Annotated in this window: 20 protein-coding genes; 13 read left to right on the top strand and 7 right to left on the bottom strand. The window is 66.5% G+C overall.

The genetic code is table 11. The features are described 5' to 3' along the window. The first annotated feature begins 133 nt into the window (after window positions 1–133). Window positions 134–1,018 (top strand): DMT family transporter, encoded by an 885-nt coding sequence (locus IB258_RS21355; RefSeq protein ID WP_119449922.1) that lies wholly within the window; start codon window positions 134–136, stop codon window positions 1,016–1,018. A gap of 57 nt (window positions 1,019–1,075) precedes the next feature. On the opposite strand, the gene hemB is transcribed toward IB258_RS21355, so the two are convergent. Together hemB and yihA are read right to left on the bottom strand one after the other, a co-directional pair. Then, window positions 1,076–2,092 (bottom strand): porphobilinogen synthase, encoded by a 1,017-nt coding sequence (gene hemB / locus IB258_RS21350; RefSeq protein ID WP_054457239.1) that lies wholly within the window; start codon window positions 2,090–2,092, stop codon window positions 1,076–1,078. Then, complete coding sequence (yihA, locus tag IB258_RS21345; RefSeq protein ID WP_042795930.1) at window positions 2,089–2,712, bottom strand: ribosome biogenesis GTP-binding protein YihA/YsxC; 624 nt, start codon at window positions 2,710–2,712, stop codon at window positions 2,089–2,091. The genes hemB and yihA overlap by 4 nt, the downstream gene beginning before the upstream one ends. Window positions 2,713–2,953: 241 nt before the next feature. On the opposite strand from yihA, the gene IB258_RS21340 reads away from it, so the two are divergent. From IB258_RS21340 to ccsB, 3 genes are all read left to right on the top strand, one after another. Further along, window positions 2,954–3,655: a c-type cytochrome gene (locus IB258_RS21340; protein WP_042797483.1), complete on the top strand. Its 702-nt coding sequence runs from the start codon at window positions 2,954–2,956 to the stop codon at window positions 3,653–3,655. Window positions 3,656–3,773: 118 nt separating this feature from the next. After that, window positions 3,774–5,852, top strand: coding sequence for a cytochrome c biogenesis protein ResB (locus IB258_RS21335; protein ID WP_175160055.1), 2,079 nt, complete (start codon window positions 3,774–3,776; stop codon window positions 5,850–5,852). 8 nt (window positions 5,853–5,860) lie between these two features. Then, on the top strand, window positions 5,861–7,228 hold the full coding sequence (ccsB, locus tag IB258_RS21330) for a c-type cytochrome biogenesis protein CcsB (protein ID WP_054457234.1): 1,368 nt from the start codon (window positions 5,861–5,863) through the stop codon (window positions 7,226–7,228). Window positions 7,229–7,243: 15 nt separating this feature from the next. On the opposite strand, the gene IB258_RS21325 is transcribed toward ccsB, so the two are convergent. The 5 genes from IB258_RS21325 to IB258_RS21305 are packed head-to-tail and all read right to left on the bottom strand — an operon-like array spanning window position 7,244 to window position 14,156. Further along, complete coding sequence (locus IB258_RS21325; protein ID WP_054457232.1) at window positions 7,244–7,627, bottom strand: DUF4150 domain-containing protein; 384 nt, start codon at window positions 7,625–7,627, stop codon at window positions 7,244–7,246. Window positions 7,628–7,671: 44 nt separating this feature from the next. Next, window positions 7,672–8,730: a pentapeptide repeat-containing protein gene (locus IB258_RS21320; protein WP_192353170.1), complete on the bottom strand. Its 1,059-nt coding sequence runs from the start codon at window positions 8,728–8,730 to the stop codon at window positions 7,672–7,674. After that, window positions 8,727–11,354: a DUF2169 domain-containing protein gene (locus IB258_RS21315; protein ID WP_192353169.1), complete on the bottom strand. Its 2,628-nt coding sequence runs from the start codon at window positions 11,352–11,354 to the stop codon at window positions 8,727–8,729. Before IB258_RS21315 ends, IB258_RS21320 begins: the two co-directional genes overlap by 4 nt. A 2-nt stretch (window positions 11,355–11,356) precedes the next feature. Beyond that, on the bottom strand, window positions 11,357–11,761 hold the full coding sequence (locus IB258_RS21310) for a hypothetical protein (protein WP_192353168.1): 405 nt from the start codon (window positions 11,759–11,761) through the stop codon (window positions 11,357–11,359). Window positions 11,762–11,768: 7 nt separating this feature from the next. Further along, window positions 11,769–14,156, bottom strand: coding sequence for a type VI secretion system Vgr family protein (locus tag IB258_RS21305; protein WP_054457222.1), 2,388 nt, complete (start codon window positions 14,154–14,156; stop codon window positions 11,769–11,771). Between the two features lie 527 nt (window positions 14,157–14,683). Here IB258_RS21305 and tssA point away from each other — a divergent pair. The 9 genes from tssA to tssG all read left to right on the top strand — a co-directional run bounded on the left by tssA (window position 14,684) and on the right by tssG (window position 23,357). Beyond that, window positions 14,684–15,733, top strand: coding sequence for a type VI secretion system protein TssA (gene tssA, locus IB258_RS21300; RefSeq protein ID WP_192353184.1), 1,050 nt, complete (start codon window positions 14,684–14,686; stop codon window positions 15,731–15,733). Between the two features lie 39 nt (window positions 15,734–15,772). Beyond that, window positions 15,773–16,324 (top strand): type VI secretion system contractile sheath small subunit, encoded by a 552-nt coding sequence (gene tssB / locus IB258_RS21295; protein ID WP_054457219.1) that lies wholly within the window; start codon window positions 15,773–15,775, stop codon window positions 16,322–16,324. Between the two features lie 31 nt (window positions 16,325–16,355). Continuing rightward, on the top strand, window positions 16,356–17,858 hold the full coding sequence (gene tssC / locus IB258_RS21290) for a type VI secretion system contractile sheath large subunit (RefSeq protein WP_192353167.1): 1,503 nt from the start codon (window positions 16,356–16,358) through the stop codon (window positions 17,856–17,858). Window positions 17,859–17,929: 71 nt separating this feature from the next. After that, entirely contained in the window at window positions 17,930–18,397 is a 468-nt protein-coding gene (locus IB258_RS21285) for a type VI secretion system tube protein Hcp (protein ID WP_088607795.1), read from the top strand. A gap of 13 nt (window positions 18,398–18,410) precedes the next feature. Next, complete coding sequence (locus tag IB258_RS21280) at window positions 18,411–19,226, top strand: type VI secretion system accessory protein TagJ (RefSeq protein ID WP_119449737.1); 816 nt, start codon at window positions 18,411–18,413, stop codon at window positions 19,224–19,226. Beyond that, entirely contained in the window at window positions 19,226–19,777 is a 552-nt protein-coding gene (gene tssE, locus IB258_RS21275; protein WP_125472546.1) for a type VI secretion system baseplate subunit TssE, read from the top strand. Before IB258_RS21280 ends, tssE begins: the two co-directional genes overlap by 1 nt. Further along, window positions 19,777–21,681 carry a type VI secretion system baseplate subunit TssF gene (gene tssF, locus IB258_RS21270; RefSeq protein ID WP_192353166.1) on the top strand — a complete coding sequence of 635 codons (1,905 nt, stop codon included), beginning with the start codon at window positions 19,777–19,779 and terminating at the stop codon, window positions 21,679–21,681. Before tssE ends, tssF begins: the two co-directional genes overlap by 1 nt. A gap of 28 nt (window positions 21,682–21,709) precedes the next feature. Continuing rightward, a complete protein-coding gene (locus tag IB258_RS21265) occupies window positions 21,710–22,249 on the top strand; it encodes a DUF3540 domain-containing protein (RefSeq protein WP_054457211.1) in 540 nt (179 codons plus the stop codon). Window positions 22,250–22,253: 4 nt separating this feature from the next. Beyond that, the gene (tssG, locus tag IB258_RS21260) at window positions 22,254–23,357 is read left to right on the top strand and encodes a type VI secretion system baseplate subunit TssG (protein WP_192353165.1); all 1,104 of its coding nucleotides are present in this window, start codon (window positions 22,254–22,256) and stop codon (window positions 23,355–23,357) included. The last annotated feature ends 1 nt before the right edge of the window (window position 23,358 follow it).

Below are 23,358 nucleotides of genomic sequence, written 5' to 3'. Positions count from 1 at the left end.
GGCCCCAGGCGCGATACCATGTCCGCGGCGCCGCGTGGGCGGCGCGTCCCATTCCCCTTCCAGGCCGGCGCCCGTGACGTCCCCGACAGTTGATGCAAGCCAGGACCGCACAGGTCTTATCTATCTTCAATTGATGTTCGTCATGGCCACATGGGGCCTGAACATCGTCTCGGTCAAGTACCTGACGCTGCACATGGATGTGCAGGCCCTGGCGGCCGTGCGCATCGTCATTGCGTTCATCACAGTCACCCTCATCATCAAGGCCCGCCGCGGCCGCATCCCCCGCCTCGGGCGCGCGGAGCTGGGCTGGGTTGCGCTGGCGGGCTTCCTGGTCGTGTACGCGCACCAGATTGCACTGGTGACAGGCCTGCGGGTGTCGTCAGCCGCGAACGGCACGCTCATCATGGCGACCAGCCCCTTGCTGTCGGCGTTGCTGGCGGCCATCTTCTATCGCGAGAAACTGACGCTCGTGCGCATTTCCGGCGCCTTGTTGGGGCTCCTGGGCGTGGGCATGGTGGTGGTCGGCAGCGGCGCGCGGATCGGCCTGACGGGTTGGGGCGATGCGATCGTGTTCGTGGCGGTGCTGGTGTTCGTCTGCGGCGGGCTGGTGATCCAGCGCATGTCGCGCAGCATGGATCCGCTGGGCATGCTCTGGTACATGTACCTGGCCGGCGGCCTGATGCTGGTGGTGCACGCGGCGCTGACGCCCGCGTCCTACCAGGGCGATACCTGGCAGATGACGTGGTGGCCGTGGCTGGTGCTGTTGTTTTCCGCGGTGATCGCCTCGGGCGTCAGCAACATCGTCTGGAATGCCGGCATCGCGCGGCTGGGCATCAGCCGGGCAGCCTTGTTCGTGAACTGGCTGCCGATCTTCGGCCTGCTGTTCGCGGCCCTGTTCCTGGACGAGCACGTCACGCCCACGCACGTCGCGGGACTGGCCTGCGTGCTGGCGGGAACCTGGCTGGGATTGCGGCGCGGGGCGCCGGCAGCGGGCCGCAATGCGGCCGCCAAGACTTGATTTGCGGCAGGCGTCGCGGGCGGCCCATGGTGGCCTGGCCCGCGATGCCGCAAGCGCTTAACGCTGGCTCTTCAGCAGCTTCGCGGCTTCGATCGCGAAGTACGTCAGGATGCCGTCGGCGCCGGCGCGCTTGAACGCCAGGAGCGCTTCCATCATGACCTTGTCGTGGTCCAGCCAGCCGTTGGCGGCGGCGGCCTTGATCATGGCGTACTCGCCGCTGACCTGGTAGGCGAAGGTGGGCACGCGGAACGTGTCCTTGACCCGGCGCAGCACGTCCAGGTAGGGCATGCCGGGCTTGACCATGACCATGTCGGCGCCTTCCTGCAGGTCGGCGGCGACTTCGCGCAGGGCTTCGTCGAGGTTGCCCGGATCCATCTGGTAAGCCATCTTGTTGGACTTGCCCAGGTTGGTGGCCGAGCCCACGGCGTCGCGGAACGGGCCGTAGAAGGCGCTGGCGTACTTGGCGGAGTAGGCCATGATCTGCGTATGGATGTGGCCGTTGGCTTCCAGCGCGCGGCGCACGGCGCCGATGCGGCCGTCCATCATGTCGCTGGGCGCGACCATGTCGACGCCGGCCTCGGCTTGCGTGAGCGCCTGCTTGACCAGGATTTCGACGGTGGCTTCGTTGATGACGTAGCCGTTCTCGTCGATGACGCCGTCCTGGCCGTGGCTGGTGTAGGGGTCCAGCGCCACGTCGCACAGAATGCCGAGTTCGGGGACGTGCTTCTTCAGTTCACGCACCACGCGCGGGATCAGGCCATTGGGGTTGGTGGCTTCGATGCCGTCGGGCGTCTTGAGCGAGGGGTCGATGGCGGGGAACAGCGCCAGCACGGGAATGCCGAGGTCCACGCATTCGCGGGCCACCGGCAGCAGCGTGTCCAGCGAATAGCGGACCACGCCCGGCAGCGACGGCACGGCTTGCTGCAGGCCAGTGCCTTCGGCCACGAACACGGGATAGATCAGATCGTTGACCGTCAGGGCGTTTTCGCGCACCAGGCGGCGGGTGAAGTCGTCGCGGCGCAGGCGGCGCGGGCGGGATACCGGGAATTCAGGGGAGATGATCTGCGGGTTCATGGTACGACCTTGGGTGAAATCCAGTTTTCTATGTGCGCGCCGGCCTCTTCCAGGCCGATGCGTTCAGGCGCCGAGAAGGGGATGGTGTGCAGGGCGCCGATATCGGCCAGGTCCTTGCGCACGGAGAACACGGTGCGCACGCGCTGGCCGTAGGGCAGCTTGTCGGCCTTGGTCAGCAGCGCCAGCACCGGGCGGCCGGTGGGGGCGATGAAGTTGGCGAGGCGGCGGTCCAGTTCGGTGACGCCGCGGCGGATGTCAATGAGCAGCACGATGCCGGCCAGCGATTCGCGGTCGCGCAGATAGCCGCCCAGGATGTCGGCCCATTTTTCTTTTTCGTCGCGGGCCACGGAGGCGTAGCCGTAGCCGGGCAGGTCGACGAGATAGCCGATGTGGCCTTCCGGATCCAGCGGGTCGGGCAGGCTGAACATATTGATCAGGCGCGTGCGGCCCGGCGTCTTGCTGGAGAAGGCAAGGCGGCGCTGGTTGCACAGCACGTTGATGGCCGTGGATTTGCCGGCGTTGGAGCGGCCGACAAAGCAGACCTCGGGAGCGCCGGCGGCCGGCAACTGGTCGAGGCGAGCCGCGGACGTGAGGAAAGAGGCGCGATGTAGGAGGGACACGGGTGGCTTTGGATACGGTTGGTTTCGAGCCCTATTGTATAATCCGGCGTTTGCAACAGTGGTCCCCGTGCGCGGAGCCGTCTTTTTTGCTTACTGTTTCGCTTGCTGAACGCTTTATCCGGCAAGTTCGCAGCAACATCGCAGGCAGGAAGGCAAAACAGGTTCGATACGGTATTCCAGGGTGTGCGGGCAGGCGTGGGCGCCTTTTTGCGCCTTGATCGATGCGATCGTCGAGGTCTTCATGAAGCGTGTGCTGTCCCGGATGTTGGTTGCGAGCGGGCTGTTGCTCGGCGCCTCCGCCTTATCTACTACGAGTTTCGCCGCCGAAGGCGCCGCGGGCCCGGTAAAACCAGATGCCGCCAAGGGCGGACAGCTGTTTGACCAGGGCGATGCGGCCAGGGGCATCATCGCCTGTGCGTCCTGTCATGGCGCGGCGGGCAATAGCACCATCCCGGTGAACCCCAACCTGGCCGCGCAGTCCCACGAGTACCTGGCCAAGCAATTGGCCGACTTCCAGGTCAAGCCCGGCGCCAAGCTGCCGGTGCGCAATGGCGCGGGCGGCAATCCCACCCCGATGACGGCCATGGCGCAGAACCTGACGCCCGCCGACATGCAGAACATCGCGCTGTACCTGGCGCAGCAGCCGCTCAAGGAGCCCGCCACGGCCGGCCAGGAGAAGCTGGTTGATCTGGGTCAAAAGATCTGGCGCGGCGGTTTGCCTGATCGCAAGGTTCCGGCTTGCGCCTCGTGCCATTCTGCCAATGGCGCGGGCATTCCCAGCCAGTACCCCCGGCTGTCGGGCCAGTTCCCCATGTACATTGAAGAGCAGCTGAAGCTGTTCCGCAGCGGCGACCGCAAGAACGACGTCATGTTCGCCATCGCGGACCGCATGTCGGACGCCGACATCAAGGCCGTGTCGGACTACGCCGCCGGTCTGCGGTAGGCGCCAGCCCGCCACGCGCGCGGCTGGTCCGCGTTCTGCAAACTCAGCGCAGCGGAACCTGCTTCCGCCGCGCGCTGTCTATGAGGGGGGTAGCCGATAGCGCGGCCCCCCTTTTTTCATGAATTCGACCCGTACACACTCCCGTCCTTCCCTGCGCAGCCTGCCCGGCGATTTCTTCGAATTGCTGGGTTCGATGCGTTTCGCCGTCAGCCTGCTGATGTTCATCTGCGTGGCGAGCCTGGTCGGGACCGTCCTGCAGCAGAACCGCTCGTCCAACAACTACATCGATCAATTCGGGCCGTTCTGGTTCGAAGTGTTCGACAAGTTCTCCATCTGGCACGTCTACAACAGCTGGTGGTTCCTGCTGATCATGGGGTTCCTGGTCGTGTCGACCTCGGTCTGCCTGATCCGCAACGCGCCCAAGATGCTGCGCGATGCGCGCTCATTCCGCGAACATGTGCGCGCCAGCAGCTTGCGCGCCTTCCCGCACCGGGTGGAAACCGAAGAGCCCACCGACGTGCCGCAGACGGCTGCGGGCCTCAAATCCCTGTTGGGCCGGCTGGGTTATGCGGTGCGCGAACGCCAGGATGCGGATGGCGTGCTGCTGGCGGCGAAGAAGGGCAGCGCCAACCGCCTGGGCTACGTGTTCGCCCACGCCGCCATGGTCATCATCTGCATCGGCGGCCTGCTGGACAGCGAGTTGCCGGTGCGCCTGCAGGTCATGTTCGGTGGTAAGAAACCCATCGTCGAAAACATGCTGATCTCGGAAGTGCCGGAAAGCGGCCGCTTGTCGGTCGACAACCCGAGTTTCCGCGCCAGCGTCCTGGTGCCCGAGGGCGGCCAGGCCAGCACGGCGGTCGTGATGGTGGGCGACGGCGCCCTGGTGCAGCCCATGCCCTTCACGCTGAAGCTCAAGAAGTTCGTGGTCGACTATTACTCCACCGGCATGCCCAGCCGCTTCGCCAGCGAGGTCGAGGTCACCGACCCGGACACCGGCAAGAGTTTCGATTCCACCATCGAGGTCAACGAGCCGCTGCGCTTCAAGGGCATGACGGTCTACCAATCCAGCTTCGACGACGGCGGCAGCGCGGTGACGCTGAAAGGCTATCCGCTAGTAGGATCTGACGCCGCTACCTTCGCGGTTGACGGTACGGTGGGCAAGACCAGCGAAGTAACCGCTCACACTGCCCGCGGCGCGCGCAGCATGGGGATCGAGATCACGGCCCTGCGGCCCATCAACGTCGAGGATCTGACCGGCGGCGTGCCCAAGGGCGGCAACCAGAGCTTTGCCGACCATGTCGCGTCGGTGTCCGGCAGCGCCGCAGGCAAAAAGAACGAAAACCTGCGCAACGTCGGTCCCAGCGTCGAATACAAGCTGATCGACGATGCGGGCCAAGCCCACGAATTCCAGAATTACATGCTGCCCGTCGAGCTGGACGGCGCCGCCGTGTTCCTGGCCGGAGTGCGCAACAACGCCTCCGAGCCGTTCCGCTACCTGCGCATTCCGGCGGACGACGACAGCTCGATCGCCGAATTCATGCGCCTGCGCGCGACTCTGGCCGACCCCGCAGCGCGCCAGGAGGCCGCGCGCCGCTTCGCGGAACGCAACAGCCCGGCGGGGACGGATCGCCAGCCCCTGCAGACGGCAGCCGAGCGCGCCCTGGAAACCTTCGCCTCCGGCGGCTTGCAAGCCGTGGCGGCGTTCCTGCAGGCCAATACGCCGCCGCAGGACCTGGAACGGGCAGCCGACGTGGTGATCCGCCTGATCGGCGCCAGCATGAACGAGTTGCGCGCCATCGAGCGCGAGCGCGCCGGCCTGCCCCCCGTGGCCACCGAGGGCCCGGAGGCCGAACGCGCCGCCGTCTGGTCGCGCCTGTCCGTGGCCGCGCTGTCGGACCTGACCGTCTATCCGGCGCCGGTGTTCCTGTCGCTCGCGGACTTCAAGCACGTGCAGGCCAGCGTGTTCCAGGTCAGCCGCACGCCCGGCAAGAACACCGTCTACCTGGGCAGCCTGCTGCTGGTCCTGGGCGTGTTCTCGATGTTCTATATTCGAGACCGCCGCATCTGGATCTGGATCAAGCCGCAAGGCGGCGGCAGCAGCGTCCTGGCGGCCATGACGTCCCAGAAGCGTACACTCGACTTCAACCAGGAGTTTGAACGCTTCAAGCAGGCGCTGCTGCGCCAGAAGAGGTCTTAAGGTTTCCTATGTCCACTACGACCACTACGCATCCCGCGCCGGCGCAAACGTTGGCTGCCTCGCCTGATCAACTTTGGCAGGACGCCCTGTCCGAAACCGGCGACGGCCGCGCGCAGCGCGGCAGGCCCGACTGGACCGACGTCGTCTTCTTCCTGTTGCTGGCGGTGGGTGCGGGATTCGCGCTGACCCGCTACAGCAACGCGATGGACTATTACGAGAAGATCATCCTGTGCGGCACCGTCCCGGTGCTGGCCTGGATGGGCTGGCTGTGGCGCCCGCTGCGCCACCTGATGGTCGCCTGTGCCATTGCGGCGGGGTTGGCGCTGATGCTGTACGGCAACGACCTGGCCCGGGCCGAGCAGGTGTTCTTCCTGAAGTACCTGTTCTCGTCGCAGTCGGCCATCCTGTGGATGTGCGCGCTGTTCGCGCTGGCCATGGTCTGCTACTGGATCGGCTTCTTCAGCCCTACCGCCGCCTGGCTGGGCACGGCGCTGAGCTGGGGCGCGGTGTTCGCCGGCGTCACGGGCCTACTGGTGCGCTGGCGCGAAGGACACTTGATGGGCCCGGACCTGGGCCACATCCCGGTCAGCAACCTGTATGAAGTGTTCGTGCTGTTTGCGCTGATCACGGCGCTGTTCTACCTCTACTACGAACGCAAGTACGCCACGCGCGCGCTGGGCGGCTTCGTGATGCTGGTGGTGACGTCGGCCGTGGTGTTCCTGCTGTGGTACTCCTTCACGCGCGACGCCGGGCAGATCCAGCCGCTGGTGCCGGCGCTCAAGAGCTGGTGGATGAAGCTGCACGTTCCGGCCAATTTCATTGGCTACGGCACCTTCTCGCTGGCCGCCATGGTGGGCTTTGCCTACCTGGTGAAACAACATGGCCAGACCACGTCCTGGGCCAAGCTGGCGCCGCTGTTCGTGCTGGGCGTGCTGCTGTGCGCCGAGCCCATGGTGTTCCGTACCGATGGCCTGTCGGCCACCTGGATGCTGTACTTCGGCGTGGGCGCGGTGATCGTGGGCGCCATCCTGCTGGGACGCCGCCGCATCGCCGCGGCACTGCCCTCGCTGGAAGTGCTGGACGACATCATGTATCGCGCCATCGCGATTGGCTTCGCGTTCTTCACCGTCGCCACCATCCTGGGCGCGCTGTGGGCGGCCGACGCCTGGGGCGCGTATTGGCAATGGGACCCCAAGGAAACCTGGGCGCTGATCGTCTGGCTCAACTACGCGGCCTGGCTGCACATGCGCCTGATCAAGGGCCTGCGCGGGACCATGGCGGCCTACTGGGCGCTGATGGGCCTGCTGATCACCGGCTTCGCCTTCCTGGGCGTGAACATGTTCCTGTCGGGCCTGCACTCCTACGGCGAACTGTAGGCGCTGACGGCCTGTTCAGGCCGTCAGCACGACCATCACCGGCTGGGGCGAGTACACCTTGACGCCAGGCGCATTGATGGTGTTCTGCAGCGTCAGGCTCGTCATGCGGACGATGGGCGCGCCGCGCACCAGCATGGTGAACGCGCCCGTCATGTAGCGCGACTGGCCCATGAAGGTCTGCGAGATCAGGCCGCCGCCCACGCCGGCGGTATCGCCCAGCGTGACCGGTATCACCGTCGCCATGTTGTGCACCGGCGCTGCCATCAGCCATACATTCCAGACCACGGGGATACCCATGGACGAGGTCGCCGTGTCGATGTGCGGCACCGGCGGCACCGGGGTCTTGCAGACGTCGGGAACACCCACGGCCAGGCTGGGCAATTGGCAGACTGCGAGCATGTTGATCTCCTTAGGCGGCGAGGGGGCGGCGATGCCGCGTGGGGTCAAAGGGAGGCGCGTCCGGCCGACCAGAGTTCGGCTTCAAGCAGGGGCGCGTCGTTTTCGATGATGCCGCGGCGTTGCGTCCAACGCGTGCCCTGGGTCAACGCGCGATGCATGCGCGTGCGCAGGAAGGTGGCGTCGCGCAGGTCGGCCCCGCCCAGGTCGGCCAGCGAGAAGTCGGCGTCGGCCAGGTTGGCGCCGCGGAAATCGGTGTCGGCGCAACGCGCGCGCTGGAAGATGCACAGCGACAGGCTGGCGCCGCGCAAGGAGGCGCCGTCCAGCGTCGCCTCGGCCCAGATGGCGCCGTCGAAACGGCCGCCCTGCAGGTCGGCGCCGCTCAGGTCGGCCTGAGGGAACAAGCACTGCGGGGCCGACGCGCCAGCGAAGCGCGCGCCGCGCAGCGACGCGCCCTTGAAGCCGGCCTGGCGCAGGTCGGCATTGCGGAAGTCCGCGCCGTCCAGCTGGCTGTCGGTGAAATGGCAGAGCGGGTAGGCTTGCGAGGAGAAGTCCTGCGCCGTCAGATCGCATTCGATGAACATGGTGCTTTCCGCGCCGGCGCCCGCCAGCACGATGCTGCGCAGGTCCAGCTGGTGGAACAGGGTGTAGCTCATCCGGGCCTGCGACAGGTCGGCGCGCGTCAGCACGCCGCGCGAGAACACCGAGCGTTCCACGCGGGCGGATCGCAAGGAGGCGCCTTCGAGCGAGGTGGAGTTGAACGCCGCTTCCTTCAGCTCGGCCCCTTCCAGGCTGGCCTGACCCAGATCGCATTCGGTGAAGCTGACGCCATGGGCGTGGCTGCGGTCCAGCACCGCCCCGCGGGCCTGACAACGGAACAGCCGGGCCATATCCAGATTGGCGTCCGCGGCGACCACGCCAGTCAGCACGCAGTTGAGGAATTGGCTGTCCTGCAACTGGCAACCGCTCATCCTGGCGCCGCTCAAATCCACCTGGTCGAAGAACGCGCCCGCCAGGTCCAGGCCGCGCAGGTCCCGGCCCGCCAGGCTGCGGTGCGCTATCGGCTCGCCGTGGCGCACCTGGTCCAGCAACTGATCCAGGTTCATGCGGCGTTCTCCGGCTGCCGGGCCGGCCAGAGCTTGGCGCCCTGGGTATGGGCGTCGTCCAGCCCGGTGCTGCCGTTCATCTGCGCCTGCGCGACATCCGCGCGAAAGAGGTTGGCGCCGGTCAGGTCGGCGCGCAGCAGGATGGCCTTGCCGAGCAGGCTGTTGATCAGGTTGGCGTTGCGCAGGCGCGCGCCGGTGAAATCGGCGCGCACGAAGTGGGTGTCGGGGGCGGCCATGCCGCTGAGGTCTGCCTCCCGCAGGCTGCAGTTCGAAAAGTCACTGGCGGCGACTTGCGCGCCACGCAAGTCGGCGCGATCGAGCATCGCGCCACGCATGCTGCCCACCTTGAACCGCATGCCGCGCAGGCAGGCGCCGGCAAGCGCTACGCGTCCCGCGTAGGCGCAGCCATCGAGCGTGGCGTTCTCCATGCTATGGCGGCCCGAGAACTCCACGTCCATGAAGCTGACGCGCAGCAAGTCCGCGCCGGAGAAGTCGGCGTTCGCCATCGTGCCCTGCATGAACACGCATTGATTCAAGCGCGCTTGGTGAAAGCGGCAATCCTCGAAGGCGGCCATCATCGCGGCCCATTGCTCGAAAGACGCGCCGCTCAGGTCGCAGCCGCGCAAGCGCGCCTGATGCAGGCGTCCCAGCAACCAGACGCTGCCGGCAAAGCTGCAATCTTCGCAGTTGGCATGGTCCCAGATGGTTTCCTTGATGCGGCTTTCGGTGAAGTCCGTCTGCACGCACTGCGTGCGGCCCAGGTTCGCGCGCGACATATCGGCGCCGCGCATACTGGTGCGCGCCAGGTCGGCGCCTGCCAGCACGGCGTCGGTGAGGTTGCAGCCGTCCAGCCGCGCGTTGGCGAGATTGGCGCCGGCCAGGATGGCGCGCTGGAAGTCGACGCCGGAAAGATCCATGCCGCTCAGGTCCGCGCCAGTCAGGTTCATGTCGCGGCAATCGCGATTGCCTTTCAGGCGCGCTTCCAGCTTCGAACGCGTGCGCCGTGCGCGCAACGGCGGCATGGGCGGGGGCGGCGCGAACTGATGCGCCGACTGCTGATAGGCCTGATGCACCTGCGGACCCAGGGTCTGGCTGAGCGGGGGCGGCACGCCTGGTGCATCCGGCGCACCGCGCTCGGCCTGCGTGTGCGGGTTGGCATCGAAGTCGGCGATGTGCCGCTTCACCTTGCGTGGGTCGAAGCCGGCGGGAAGCTTGCCGTCATCCTCCAGCTTGCGCAGTGCGTCCATGTCTACCCCGGAGACTGCGGCCATGGAGGGCAGGTTGGGATCGGCCAGCGCGCGCGCGCCGGGACCGCCCGACAGGCGTTTGGCCTCTTCCAGCTCCCGCTGCATGCGCAGGATGGTCTGCGGCAGATCGGCCAGGTTAGGCGCCTTTGGCGGCGGCTGCAGGGGAACCATGTACAGATCGGGATCCAGGCCCTGGGCGAGCAGCGATTCGCGCTCGCGGGCATGCCGCCGTGCGGCGCCGGCATGCAGGTTGCGGTTCGACGGACGCTGGGCCGTGGCTTCCATGGCCGCCTGCGGCAGCTCGCCGCAGATGTCTTCCGGTACGAGCTGGGCATCCAGCAGGGCATGGACCGCGCCGAGCTCGGTATCGAGGCGCTGTCCCACCACAGTCTGGTAATGCGCCACGTCGCGCTCCTGGCCGGCGTGTTCCAGCGCGGGCATGATGTGCAGGATATCTGCCGCATCGTCTTCGCGCACCGGCAGCGCGCCATGCCAGATCAGCGCCAGCTGCGTGCGGTCGGGGAAGAACCAGGCCGTGGTCAGGCGCAACGCGACTTCCTCGAGCGCGCTGCCATCGGCCTGGCGGCTGAAGAAACAGCGGGCGCGCCAGTCGGGCAGGCGGCCGCGCAGCACCTCGCGTTCAGGGTGCATGTTCCACAGTTCATAGTCGGCGCCGCCGGCAAGCGCCGAATTGGCGGGCCCCCATTGGTCGGGCGGGGCGGCATTGAAGAAGCGCCAGTCCATGTCGGACGCGAAGCCCGGGAAGTCATGTTCCAGCCACTGCTGGCCATACTGGCGGCCCAGCAGCGCGGCCCGCTGCGGCCAGTCCATGGGCATGGCGGTGAAACCGGCGGGCGCGACGCGCTGGGAGGGCGATGCGACGCGTTCCTGCGGGTGTTCGATGTTGGGCAGCCGGCGCACGCGCACGCCGTTGACGTCCTCTTCCTGCGCGCCTATGCCCTGCGGGTTTTCTGCGCAGCCGGGGCCGCCGTAGGCGTGGCTCCAGTCCAGACGCATGCGCTCGAAGGGCTGGGGGGCGGTGGCCTTGCCATCGAGCCAGTAGCGGTCGCCGAAGACCAGCAATGATTTGTCGATCGCGCCCACCTTCAGGCGCACGGCGCAGGCGCCGGGACTCTTGGGATCATGCGGATAGGCGTGGCCGGCGACCAGCACTTCCGGACACAGCTTGGGCGTGGCCAGGTCCAGCAGGCCGCCAGCTTCGGCGCCTGCCAGCTTCCAAAGCTCCTGGTCCATGAGCAGCGTGGGCGCGTGCGCGATATCGACCAGCGCGAACACCGCCACGCCCAGCACGTCGCGGCGTTGCCAGCGGTAGGGGCGGGTAAGCAGGCCCAGGCGGAACGGCTTGATGGTCTTCATGGCTATCCGGTGGCCTGGTCCACGACGACCTCCCGGGTCGCGGGATCGACGCGCACCTGTATGGTCTTGCCGACGCCGAAATCGGCCAGGTGCAAGGGCGACAGGGGCACGCTGAGCGTGCGCGACAGCGCGGGCGTGGCGCTGGTGGCGGCCACGTCCAGGTCCAGCTCGATGACGAAGTACAAGGTATCGCCGATCCGGCGGCGCGTGTCGCGTGCCGCCGTCACCCGCGCGGTGCCGGGCAGTCCGCTGACGCGCAAACCGTCCTGCCGCTGCACTTCCTTGCGTCTCGCCGCGCGACGCTGGCGCTCGCGCCACAACATGTACGCCGCCTGCGCCAGGGACAGCAACAGGCCCAGCCATACCCACTTGGCCCAGCTGGGCCATGCATCGATGAAGTCGGACATGGCGGCCTTAGATGATGCTCCAGAGACCGACCATCGACGCGCCCAGGCCCACCTTTTCCGCAGTGACCGCGTCGAACTGGTAGCTGGCGCCGGTGGTGCGGTACGAGACCATCTGTCCGATGCTGCTGACCATGGCGTAGTTGGTGAACGAGAGGTTCAGCATGACCGTGGTGCGGAACAGCGCCAGGCGATGCATGCCGAATTCCGCCTTGGCCACTGCCAGGCCGATGGAAAATGGCGTGGCCTGAAGCCAGCTTTCCTTGGAAAGATCCTTGACGTTGGCAGCGTCCATCACGACATCGGCAGGGGTTTTCAGCGTGATGTTGCCGTCGGCCTTGACCAATACGGTGGATCCCGTCGACTCCATGTCTATCTTGCCCTTGGCCTTGAGATCCATGGTGGACGTTTCGGACTCCACGTGCATCGCGGTCTTGGCCTTGACGTCCATGTTCGCGTCGGTGGAAAGCACTTCGACCTTGCCCTTGGCCTTCTCGGTGAGCATGCCGGTCTTGACGTGATGCAGCGAGTCGCCTTCGTTCACGTAGACCTGCTCGCCGTTCTTCAAGGTTTCCTTGAAGAGACCCGTGATCTCGCGTTCCTCGCCCTTGGCTGCGACCGTCGTCTTCAGGCCGTTGTCGAACTTCTCGTCCATCAGGCCGTCTTTCACGTTGACCGTGCGCGATGCCTTGACGGTGTATTCCTCGTGCCCCTTCACGAACACGTCGCGCGTCTTGTCGACATGCAGCTTGTCGGTGCCGGTGACCTTGATGTCGCGGTTGCCGCCGATCCTGGTGGTGTCGTTGTCACCGATGGTGGTGCTGCGGTTCTCGTCGGTCGAATGGAATTCGTTGGCTTCCACCTCGGTGCAGAGTTCGCGTTCCGCATGCAGCCAGATGCGTTCGCTGCCGCTCTTGTCCTCGAACATGAGCGCGTTCGCCGTCGCGGGCGTGCCGCTCTTGGAGCGGCTCAGGAAGCCGCTTTGCGTGGCGTTGTCCGGCAGGTCCCAGGGCGGCAGGTTGTTGGCGTTGAAGACGCGGCCAATCACGATGGGGCGGTCGGGCTGGCCGCCGATGAAGTCGACGATCACTTCATCGCGCACGCGCGGCAGCTGGATGCCGCCAAAGCCGCCGCCGGCCCAAGGGCTGGACACGCGCACCCAGCACGAGCTGTTCTCGTCCTTCTTGCCATAGCGGTCCCAATGGAACTGCACCTTGATGCGGCCCATCTTGTCCGTCCAGATTTCCTCTCCTTCCTTGCCCACTACCGTGGCGGTCTGCGGGCCATGGGTGCGCGGAACGGGAGTCACGCGCGGCGCGCGGAATTGTGTGCTGGACGGCAGCACGACGAACTCCAGGTCGAAGTCGCCGGGATCGGGCTGGCCGCTGGCATAGCCTGTTTCACGGATCCGGTAGTAGGTGCTGACGACGAGGTACTCGCGGTTCTCGGCCTGGCGCGGATGATTGCGCAGCGTGAAGAGATGGCCCGTGGCCAGCCCGCGGGCGTTGGAGCCGCCGGCGCTTTGCTCCTTTCTGCATTGCAGGTCTTCGAGCCGCACGCGGGTGTAGTGCTCCGCGTCGTCAGGATTGGTGTAGCCCCCTTGCCATTCGTACATCTCCAGGTCGCCATGGTCGTGCGCGCCGGGGTTGTTGCGGCGCGCTTCCAGGCTGGCGGCGGGCGTGAGCGGATGGTAGTCCGTGGTGGCAAAGGCGCCGGGCGTGATCTGTTCGGCCACTTCCCATTTGTAGACGTGGTCTTCGCGCGGGATGGTGATGCGGTCCGGCCCGTAATAGGGAATCTGCTCGTAGCCCGAGACGGGCTCGTGCTGCGTGATGTCGTCGGTGAGGACCAGGGTGTGCTTGCCCTTGTCGTGCTTGAACCAGAAGTAGATGCCCTCGTGCTCCATCAGGCGGCTGATGAAGGCGTAGTCGGTTTCCTGGTACTGGACGCAGTATTCCCAATTGCGGTAGCTGTCCACCAGCTTGAACTCGATGGGATAGTCGTAGTCCTTCAGCACTTCCCGGATGACGTCGGGCACGCTCTTGTTCTGGAATATCTTGTTGTCCGAGGTCTGGGTCAGGTACCAGAGCCACGGCCGCACCGTGGCGCGGTAGATGGTGTAGCGCGAGGTGTTGTTCTCGCGGCCCACCAGCGCGCAACGCGTGATGTGCCCGCTGAGATAGCGCGGTGCGGCGGACCCGGTTTCGATCTCCAGCGTCAGCGGCTTTCCCAGCAGCGACTTCATATCCAGCGAATAGGATTCCGAGACCAGCTCGACCTCCAGTTCGTACAGCTGCGAAAGGCTCTCGGCGCCATGCATGGCGCGGAACTTCAGTTGCTCCGGCGGCAGGGGCGTATGCGCCTTGACGACACGTTCGCTGGGCACGTTGCGGTCCATCTCACCGTCTCCTTATGAGAATGCTTCGCCTGTTGCTGCGTGTGCTGCTTTCGATTTCTTCGCGGCCGCGCGCCAGGCGCGTCACGATGACTGCAATGGGATGTCCGGCCACGCGATGGGGCCGCTTGCATAGGCGGGCAGGGACTCGTCACGAACGGGTCTGCGCCGGGGAAATCTGTCTCTGGATCTGATGCGCGCCGGTCTTGCCGCCAGCGTGAGCGCCGATTGTAGGCAGGGGCGAAAGCGCCGGAGAAGCGCTCTCACATGCTTTTGTGTTTTTTACGTTTCGGTAACAGTCCTTCCGTGATGCGCCCGATTCCGTAAGGTCTGTGTCCAAAAATCAATGCAGCAGGGAGACAAGTGTTCAATTGTTTACTCGGGTGTTAGCTATCTGTAAGAAAAATCTGTAGTTGTTAGGTTGCCGTTGCATGCGGAAAGAGATGCCTAGAATTCACCCTTCCGTGAAGCAGCGCGGAGCGTAGTGGTTGTATCCAGGCAGCATCCCAGCAGGCATTTAACTGATGACTATGGAATTCGCCGACATCCTCAATACACTCGATTCACGTCTGCCCTGCGGGGAAGACCTCGAATACGACGCCGACTTCCTGCAACTGCAGCAAGCCGCGGCGGGGCGCGACGAACAGCAGTTCGGGTCGACCATCATTGCCGCGCAGCCACCTGACTGGCGCGAAGTCGAACGCCTGGCGCGCGCGCTGCTGGAACGCACCCGCGACCTGCGCATCATTGGCCTGTTGACCTCCGCCTGGACCGAAATCCGCGGCCTGCCCGGCTATGGCGATGGCCTGGCGCTGGCCGTCGATACCCTGGAACGCTATTGGGAGCCGGTGCATCCACGCCTGGACAGCGTGGGGGAAGACGATCCCATGCCGCGCATGAACGCATTGGCGGCCTTTGGCGACATGCAGGGCTGTGCGCGCAGCCTGCGTTCGGCCAGCCTGATCAGCGGCGTGCATGGACAACTCACCGTGCGCGATACCGAAGCGCTGCTGGACGGCAGCCGCCAGGATGCGGACGGCTATCCAGGCGGGCGTCCGCGCCTGGTCGAGCGCTTGCGCCAGGCATGGACGCAAGGCGATGCCGACGTGCAGGCGCTGGCCTCAGCCGCCGATGCGCTGCGGCGCATTCAGAAACTCGTGACGGACAAATTGGGCGCCGCGTGGGCGCCCGACTATGCGGCCATCCTGCGCACGCTGGACCTGGTGCTGGACGCGGCGCGCGATCCGCAATCCGCGAGGCCGACCGCGGCGCCGGCCGACGAGGCGCGGACCGCGGCAGAGGCGCCAGCCACGCAGCCGGTCGCGAGCGCGGCGGATCACGCCGTACGCTGGCAGGACGCGACGATCCAGTCGCGCGACGAGGCCGTGGCGATGCTGTCCAAGGTCTGTGCGTACTTCGAGGCCAACGAGCCCGGTCATCCCGCGCCTTACCTCATCCGCAGGGCGCAGCAGCTCATCCCAATGAGTTTTCACGACATCATCAGGAATCTGGCGCCCCAGGGGCTGGAGCAGTTCGAGGCATGGCTGCCGCGGTCCGAGGCGAACCGGCAGGAACCGTAAGGCGGGCCAGCCGCCGCACCAACAAGAGGAGACGACATCATGGCGACCAGCCTGAAGGGAAGCGGCCAGAAGTTCATTGCAAGAAACCGCGCGCCGCGGGTGCAGATCGAATACGACGTGGAGATCTACGGCGCTGAACGCAAGATCCAGTTGCCGTTCGTGATGGGCGTGCTGGCGGACCTGGCCGGCAAGTCCGAAACGCCGCAGCCGGAAGTGGGCGAGCGCAAGTTCCTCGACATCGACATCGACAACTTCGATGAACGCATGCGTTCCATCCAGCCGCGCGTGGCGTTCCAGGTGCCCAACACGCTTACGGGCGAAGGCAACCTGAATGTGGACGTCACATTCGAGAGCATCGACGATTTTTCGCCGGCCACCGTCGCTCGCAAAGTTGGCGCGCTGAACGAATTGCTGAGCGCGCGCACCCAGCTGGCGAACCTGTTGACCTACATGGACGGCAAGACCGGCGCCGAGGAACTGATCGGTAGCGTGCTCAAGAATCCAGCGCTGATGAACGCGCTGGCGGCCGCGCCGAAGCCGCAAGAGGAGCCGCGCGCATCCGATGCCCCCGCGCCGGACCCGGCCGCCTGATTTCCGCTTGAATCGCTTTTCGGAGAATGCCATGACCGCAGTGGCCAAACGCGCCGACGCGCGTGCTGTCGAGACCCTGCAGGCGGACGATCTTTCCGCCCTGCTGAAGAAGGAATTCAAGCCCAAGACCGAGCAGGCGCAGGAGGCGGTGGAACACGCCGTGCGCACGCTGGCGCATCAGGCGCTTGAGAACAGCGGCGTCGGCCTGTCGTCGGACGCCTACCGCACCATCCAGGCCATCATCGCCGAGATCGACCGCAAGATGTCGGAGCAGATCAACCGCGTGATGCATCACGCAGACTTCCAGCAGCTGGAGGGCGCGTGGCGCGGCCTGCATTACCTGGTCACCAACACCGAGACCGACGAACTTCTGAAGATCCGCGTGATGTGCCTGTCCAAGTCGGAACTGGGCCGCACGCTCAAGCGGCACAAGGGCGTGGGCTGGGACCAGAGCCCGATCTTCAAGCGCGTGTACGAGGAAGAGTACGGCCAGTTCGGCGGGGAGCCCATCGGCTGCCTGGTCGGCGACTACTACTTTGACCACAGTCCGCCCGACGTGGAACTGCTGGGCGAGATCGCCAAGATCTCATCCGCCGCGCACTGCCCCTTCATTGCGGGGGCTTCGCCCAACGTGATGCAGATGGATTCGTGGCAGGAACTGGCCAACCCGCGCGACCTGACCAAGATCTTCACCAACACGGAATACGCCGCATGGCGCAGCCTGCGCGAATCCGAGGACTCGCGCTACATCGGGCTGGCGATGCCGCGCTTCCTGGCGCGGCTGCCCTACGGCGCGCGCACCAATCCCGTCGACGAATTCGACTTCGAGGAAGACACAGACGGCGCGAACCACGACCGCTACACCTGGACCAATTCCGCCTATGCCATGGCGGCCAACGTGAACCGCTCGTTCAAGCTGTACGGCTGGTGCACGTCCATCCGCGGCGTGGAGTCCGGCGGCGCGGTGGAGAACCTGCCGTGCCACAGCTTTCCCACCGATGACGGCGGCGTGGACCTGAAGTGCCCGACCGAGATCGCCATCAGCGACAGGCGGGAGGCCGAACTGGCCAAGAACGGCTTCATGCCGCTGGTGCATCGGAAGAACTCCGACTTCGCCGCCTTCATCGGCGCGCAGTCGCTGCAAAAGCCGCACGACTACTACGAGGCCGACGCCTCGGCCAATGCCAAGCTGGCCGCGCGCCTGCCGTATCTCTTCGCATGCTGCCGTTTCGCGCATTACCTGAAGTGCATCGTGCGCGACAAGATCGGCTCGTTCCGCGAACGCGACGACATGGAGCGCTGGCTGAACGACTGGATCATGAATTACGTGGATGGCGATCCGGTGAACTCCTCGCAGGAAACCAAGGCGCGCAAGCCGCTGGCCGCGGCCGAGGTGCAGGTGCAGGAGATCGAGGACAACCCGGGCTATTACTCCGCCAAGTTTTTCCTGCGGCCGCACTATCAGCTGGAAGGGCTGACGGTGTCGCTGCGGCTGGTTTCCAAGCTGCCTTCGCTCAAACAGAACGAAGGCTGAGTGGCGCTGACAAGTCGGGGCGCAACCGTGCCCCATAACTCCAGGAGACAGATGTGGCAGTGGATATGTTCATGAAGATCGATGGCGCCAACGGTGAATCCAAGGACGCCAACCACAAGGACTGGACCGATATCGTGTCCTTTTCATGGGGCGCAACCCAGCCAGGCAACCTGGCCAGCGGCGGCGGCCTGGGCGCGGGCAAGGCCAGCTTCAACGATCTGCACGTAGTGGCCCGCATCGACAAGGCCGCGCCAGCCGTGATGAAGCACTGCGCCAGCGGCAAGCACCTCAGCAAGATCGAGCTGTCCATGTGCAAGGCGGGCGGCGAGCAGATCGAGTACTCCAAGATCACGCTGGAGGACGTGCTGGTGTCGTCGGTGCAGATATCCGGGGACCGCAGTGCCGAAGGCGTGGTGGTGAACTTCGCGTTCCAGGCGGCCAAGGTCAAGCAGCAGTACTGGGAGCAGACCGACAAGGGCGGCAAGGGCGCGGAAAGCCTGGTGGCTTGGGACATCAAGCAGAACAAGGAAGTGGGCTAGGGCGGAGACACCCATGTCCATCGCTGCGGTTCCCTTCGGCGCGCTCAGCCTGGCTGGCCAATTGGACGAGCTGCAGGCGCAGGTGCGCCGGCAGCCCGCCGACGCGGACCTGCGCGCCCAGCTGTTCCAGCTGCTGGCGGTGCAGGGGGATTGGGCGCGCGCGGCCGAGCAGCTCAACGTCTGCGGGCATCTGAACGCGCAGGCGCGGCCGACGCAGGTGCTTTACGCCAGCGCCATCGCGGCGGAACGCGAGCGCGAGGCCGTGCTTGCCGGGCAAGGCGAACCCGCGCTGCTGGACGAGCCCGCTGATTGGCTGCGGGCCATGATATCGGCGCTGCGCCTGGACGGCACTGCGCCAGGCCAGGCGGCCGAGCTGCGCGGCAAGGCTTTCGAGGATGCCAGCGCGCGTGCCGGCCTGCTGGAACTGGCGGCGCAAGAGACGGCGCAGCCGTTCCAATGGATCTGCGATGGCGACAGCCGCCTTGGTCCGGTGTTCGAGTTCCTGGCGGGCGGACGCTACGTGTGGCTGCCCTTCGCCGGGCTCAAGCGCGTGCGTCTGCTTGCGCCGGAAGGCCTGTGCGACCTGGTCTGGGCGCAGGCCGAGATCGAACTGGAAGACGGCCGGGTGCGGCAGGGCCTGGTGCCGGCGCGCTATCCGGCAGCGCCCGGCGCGCGCATGGTCGAACTGTCCGACTCGGCCAAGCTGGGCAGGACGACCGATTGGCGCGCCTTGCATGGCGATACCTACGCAGGCGTGGGGCAGAAGATGTGGCTGACGGATGCCGCGGAAGTCGCGCTGCTCGAGGTACGCAGCCTGGAGCTGGCGTGATGGGCCACGCCGATCGTCCGCGCGATTGGGAGCCGTTGTCGCGCGGCCAGCGCGCGGCGCGCGACCGGTTGCAGCCGTCGCTGCTGGATCGCCTGATGGACAACGAGCCCGCCAGGCGCGAAGAACCGCGCGAAAACGCCATGTTGACGCATGAGGCGCTGCGCGCGGCGGTGCTGCGGGACCTGCGCTGGCTGCTCAATACCGTCAACCTGCAGGCGTCCCAGGACCTGTCGGCGCACCGGCCGGTAGCGGCCTCGGCGCTGAACTTCGGCGTGCGCGCCATGGCGGGAAAGCGCATGTCGGAGATCGACTGGATCGACGTCGAAGAGTCGATCCGCGCAGCGATCTCCGCGTTCGAGCCGCGCATCCTGGACTCGTCGGTGGAAGTGCGCTGCGTGTCCGATGCCGGCACGCTGGAACACCACAATGTGCTGAGCCTGGAGATACGCGGCATGCTGTGGTGCGTGCCGCAGCCGCTCGAGTTCCTGTTCCGCACGGACATCGACCTGGAAAGCGGCCACATGGATCTGCGCGATCTGGGCGGTGCCTGATGGACGATCGCCTGCTGGATTACTACAACCGGGAACTGGTCTATCTGCGGGAGCTGGGCGCGGAGTTTGCGCAGGCCCATCCCAAGGTGGCGGCGCGGCTGGGCATGAATGCCACGGAGGTCGCCGATCCTTACGTCGAGCGTCTGCTGGAGGGCTTCAGCTTTCTGACCGCCCGCATCCATATGAAGATGGATGCCGAGTTTCCGCGCTTCTCGCAGCGGCTGCTGGAGGTGGTCTATCCCAACTACCTGGCGCCCACGCCGGCGATGGCCATCGTGCAGTTCGCGCCCAGCATGAACGAAGGCACCTTGGCGGGCGGCTTTGAATTGCCGCGCGGCACGCTGCTGCGCGGCCGCGTGGCGCGCGGCGAGCAGACGCCTTGCGACTTCACCACCGGCCACGCCCTGCGCCTGTGGCCCTTGCAGGTCACGCAGGCGGAATTCACCGCCGCGCCGCAGGATCTGCCGCTGGCGCGGCTGGGCCTGGCCGGGCGCGCCGCTCGCGTGCTGAGCGCGCTGCGCATCCGGATAGAGGTTTGCGGCGGGCAGCGCCTGGAGGACCTGGAGCTCGATCAGCTGGTGTTCCACCTGAACGGCCAGGACCTGCAAATGCAGCGTCTGCTTGAAGTCGTGATGGGGCATACCGTGGCGGTGCTGGGCCATGACACCGCCAGGCCGGTGGCATGGATCAACCGACTGCCGCCGGACGCGGTGCGCCACGAAGGTTTTGCCGACGAACAGGCGTTGCTGCCGGGCGACGCCCGCGTGTTCCAGGGCTATCGCCTTCTGCAAGAGTATTTCGCATTCGCGCAGCGTTATCTGTTCTTCAGCATCAACGGATTGAAGCAGGGGCTGCGCACGCCCGCGATGCCCCAGGGCGCGCAGCGCGAAACCCATGCATTCGATCTGACTCTGCTGTTCTCGATGGCAGCGCCGGAGCTGGAAGGCGCGATATCGGCCGCCAACCTGGCGCTGCATTGCGTGCCGGTGATCAACCTGTTCGCCAAGCGGGCGGACCGCGTGGCGGTTACGCCCAGGACTTCCGAGTACCACGTCGTCATCGACCGCAGCCGCCCGCTGGACTACGAGGTCTACGGGGTGACGCGCGTCGCGGGCCACGCCGCCGCGCAGCGGCAGGAGCAGGAATTCCGGCCGTTCTACGGTTCGCTGGGCAGCGATCCCGAAGAGCACGGCGCGTACTTTTCCATGCGCCGCGAGCCGCGGCTGGTGTCCGATAGCGCGCAACGCAACGGCACCCGTAGCGGCTACATCGGCAGCGAAGTGTTCCTGTCGCTGGTGGACCGGCGCGAGGCGCCGTTCTCGGGCGACCTGCGCCACCTGACCCTGGAAACCCTGTGCACGAACCGCGATCTGGCGCTGCTGTTGCCGCTGGGCGGCGATACCGACATGACCTTGCGCGTGTCGGCGCCGGTGCGCGCGGTCAAGGTGCTGCACGGACCCACGCGGCCCCGCGCGGCGCTGGCCGAGAACGCGGCCACCTGGCACCTGATCAGCCACCTGGGCCTGAACTACCTCAGCCTGACCGACCTGGACGCCGAGCAGGGCGCGCAGACCTTGCGCGAAATGCTGCACGTGTACGGCAACCTGGCCGAGCCGGGCGTGCGCCGGCACATCGCGGGCCTGCGGCACGTCAGCGCCACGCCGGTGCATCACCGTCTGCCCGTGCCCGGCCCCATCGTCCACGGGCGCGGCGTGCGCATCGCGCTGCAGGTGGACGAGACCGCGTTTTCGGGCATCAGCCCTTATCTGTTTGGCGCCGTGCTGGAGCAGTTCTTCGCCCGCCACGTATCGATCAACCTGATGTCGGAGCTGGTCCTCTCGACCCTGCAGCGCGGCGAGGTCGCCCGCTACAAGCCCCGCATGGGACGCCGGCCCGTGGTCTAGGGGCTGTGCACATTAAAAGGAGCGCGTGATGAAGTCCGCCGCACATCTGAACCGCATGGCTTACGACCCCGTCCATCTGCTGGGCGAGCTGCTGCGCCGCGAAGACGACGGCAGCTATGCCGTGGCCTGCGATGGCCGCGTCTGGACCGTGCAGCGCGCCGCCAGCTGCCTGCTGGAGCCGCAGCCGGGCGACGAAGTGCTGATCAGCGGGCCGGACCCCGCCCGCATCTACCTGATCGCCGTCACCGTGCAGGCCGATCCCGCACGCACCACGCTGCAGGCGGAGGGCGAATTGCTGCTGCGCTCGGGCAGCATCCGCATGGTGGCCAGGCAGCTGCATGCCACGGTGGGCGAAGTCCGTCTGGTGGGCCGCAGCTACGAGGCGGTGATGGACCGCATGACGCTGATGGCGCGGCTGTCGCAGCGCAGCGTCAGCGAGATGGACCAGGTGCGCGCCGGCGCCATCGATTTCCAGGCCGAGCAGAGCGCGCGGCTGCACGCGGCCTACACGGTGGTGACGGGCGGCGACCTGGTGAAGGTGGACGCCAAGCAGATACACATGGGGTAGGACGGTGGATATCGCCCAGCCTGTTGCCGATCCCGTCCATCCGTCCGCCGCGCCTGATGACGCGCTGGCGCAATGGTGGCGCGCGGTCGAACGCGAACCGTACGCCCATGACCTGTTCCATGCCTTGCGCTGGATCGATGCGCTTTCGGGCGCGCGCAAGCCCTTGGGACGCGACACGGTCGCGCGCCACGAACCCGTGCGGCTGCGGCAGGAGCCGTCGATGGCGTTCGCGCCGTCCACCGTGGCCGCCGCGCGCGCCGCCACGGGCGGGCGGCCCGCGGAACTGTCGATTTACAGCTTCGGCCTGTTCGGCCCCAATGGACCCTTGCCCCTGCACCTGACAGAGCATGCCCGCGAGCGTCTGGCGCATCACGGGGACCGCACGCTGTCCGCATTTGCCGACGTGTTCCATCACCGGCTCATCCTGCTGTTCTACCGCGCCTGGGCGGACGCGCAGAGCACGGTCAGCCTGGACCGCAAGGATGAGCGCTTCACTCGCTACGTAGCCAGCCTGCTGCATATGGGCGAGCCGTCGATGCGCCGCCGCGACGCGGTGCTGGACCACGCCAAGTACCACATGGCGGGCCATCTGACGCGACAGACCCGCAACCCGGAAGGGCTCAAGCACATCTTGCAATCGTTCTTCGGCCTGCCCGTGCGCATCCGCGAGTTCGTGCCGCAATGGATCCGCCTGGAACCAGCCCAGCGGCTGGGCCTGGGCGGCTTTGCGGGGCTGGGGCGCGACACGGTGCTGGGCGTGGCGGTGCGCGATGCCCAGCACAAATTCCGCATCGAGATCGGCCCGCTGGCGCTGGAGGACTACCAGAGCTTTCTGCCGGGAGGCATACGCGCCCGCCAGCTGACGCATTGGGTCAGGCATTACATCGGCATGGAGCTGGCCTGGGACCTGAGACCGGTGCTGCGCGCGGAGGACGCGCGTGGCGTGAACCTGGGCGCCGCGCGTCCGCTGGGCCTGTCCTCATGGCTGGGCAAGCGCCGGCCCGAGCAAGGCGAGGCGGGCGATCTTCTGCTGGACTACGAAAGCCGCGGCGCCTGGCCGCCACGTGGCCGTGCGCCGGCCTCAACCTCAACGACGACGCGCGCGTGAC

It is taken from the genome of Achromobacter sp. ACM02, from assembly GCF_014851605.1.
GTDB classification, from domain to species: domain Bacteria; phylum Pseudomonadota; class Gammaproteobacteria; order Burkholderiales; family Burkholderiaceae_B; genus Achromobacter; species Achromobacter aegrifaciens.
The sequence above is the reverse complement of the archived record's forward strand: the minus strand, read 5'-3'. Positions and strand labels throughout refer to the sequence as shown.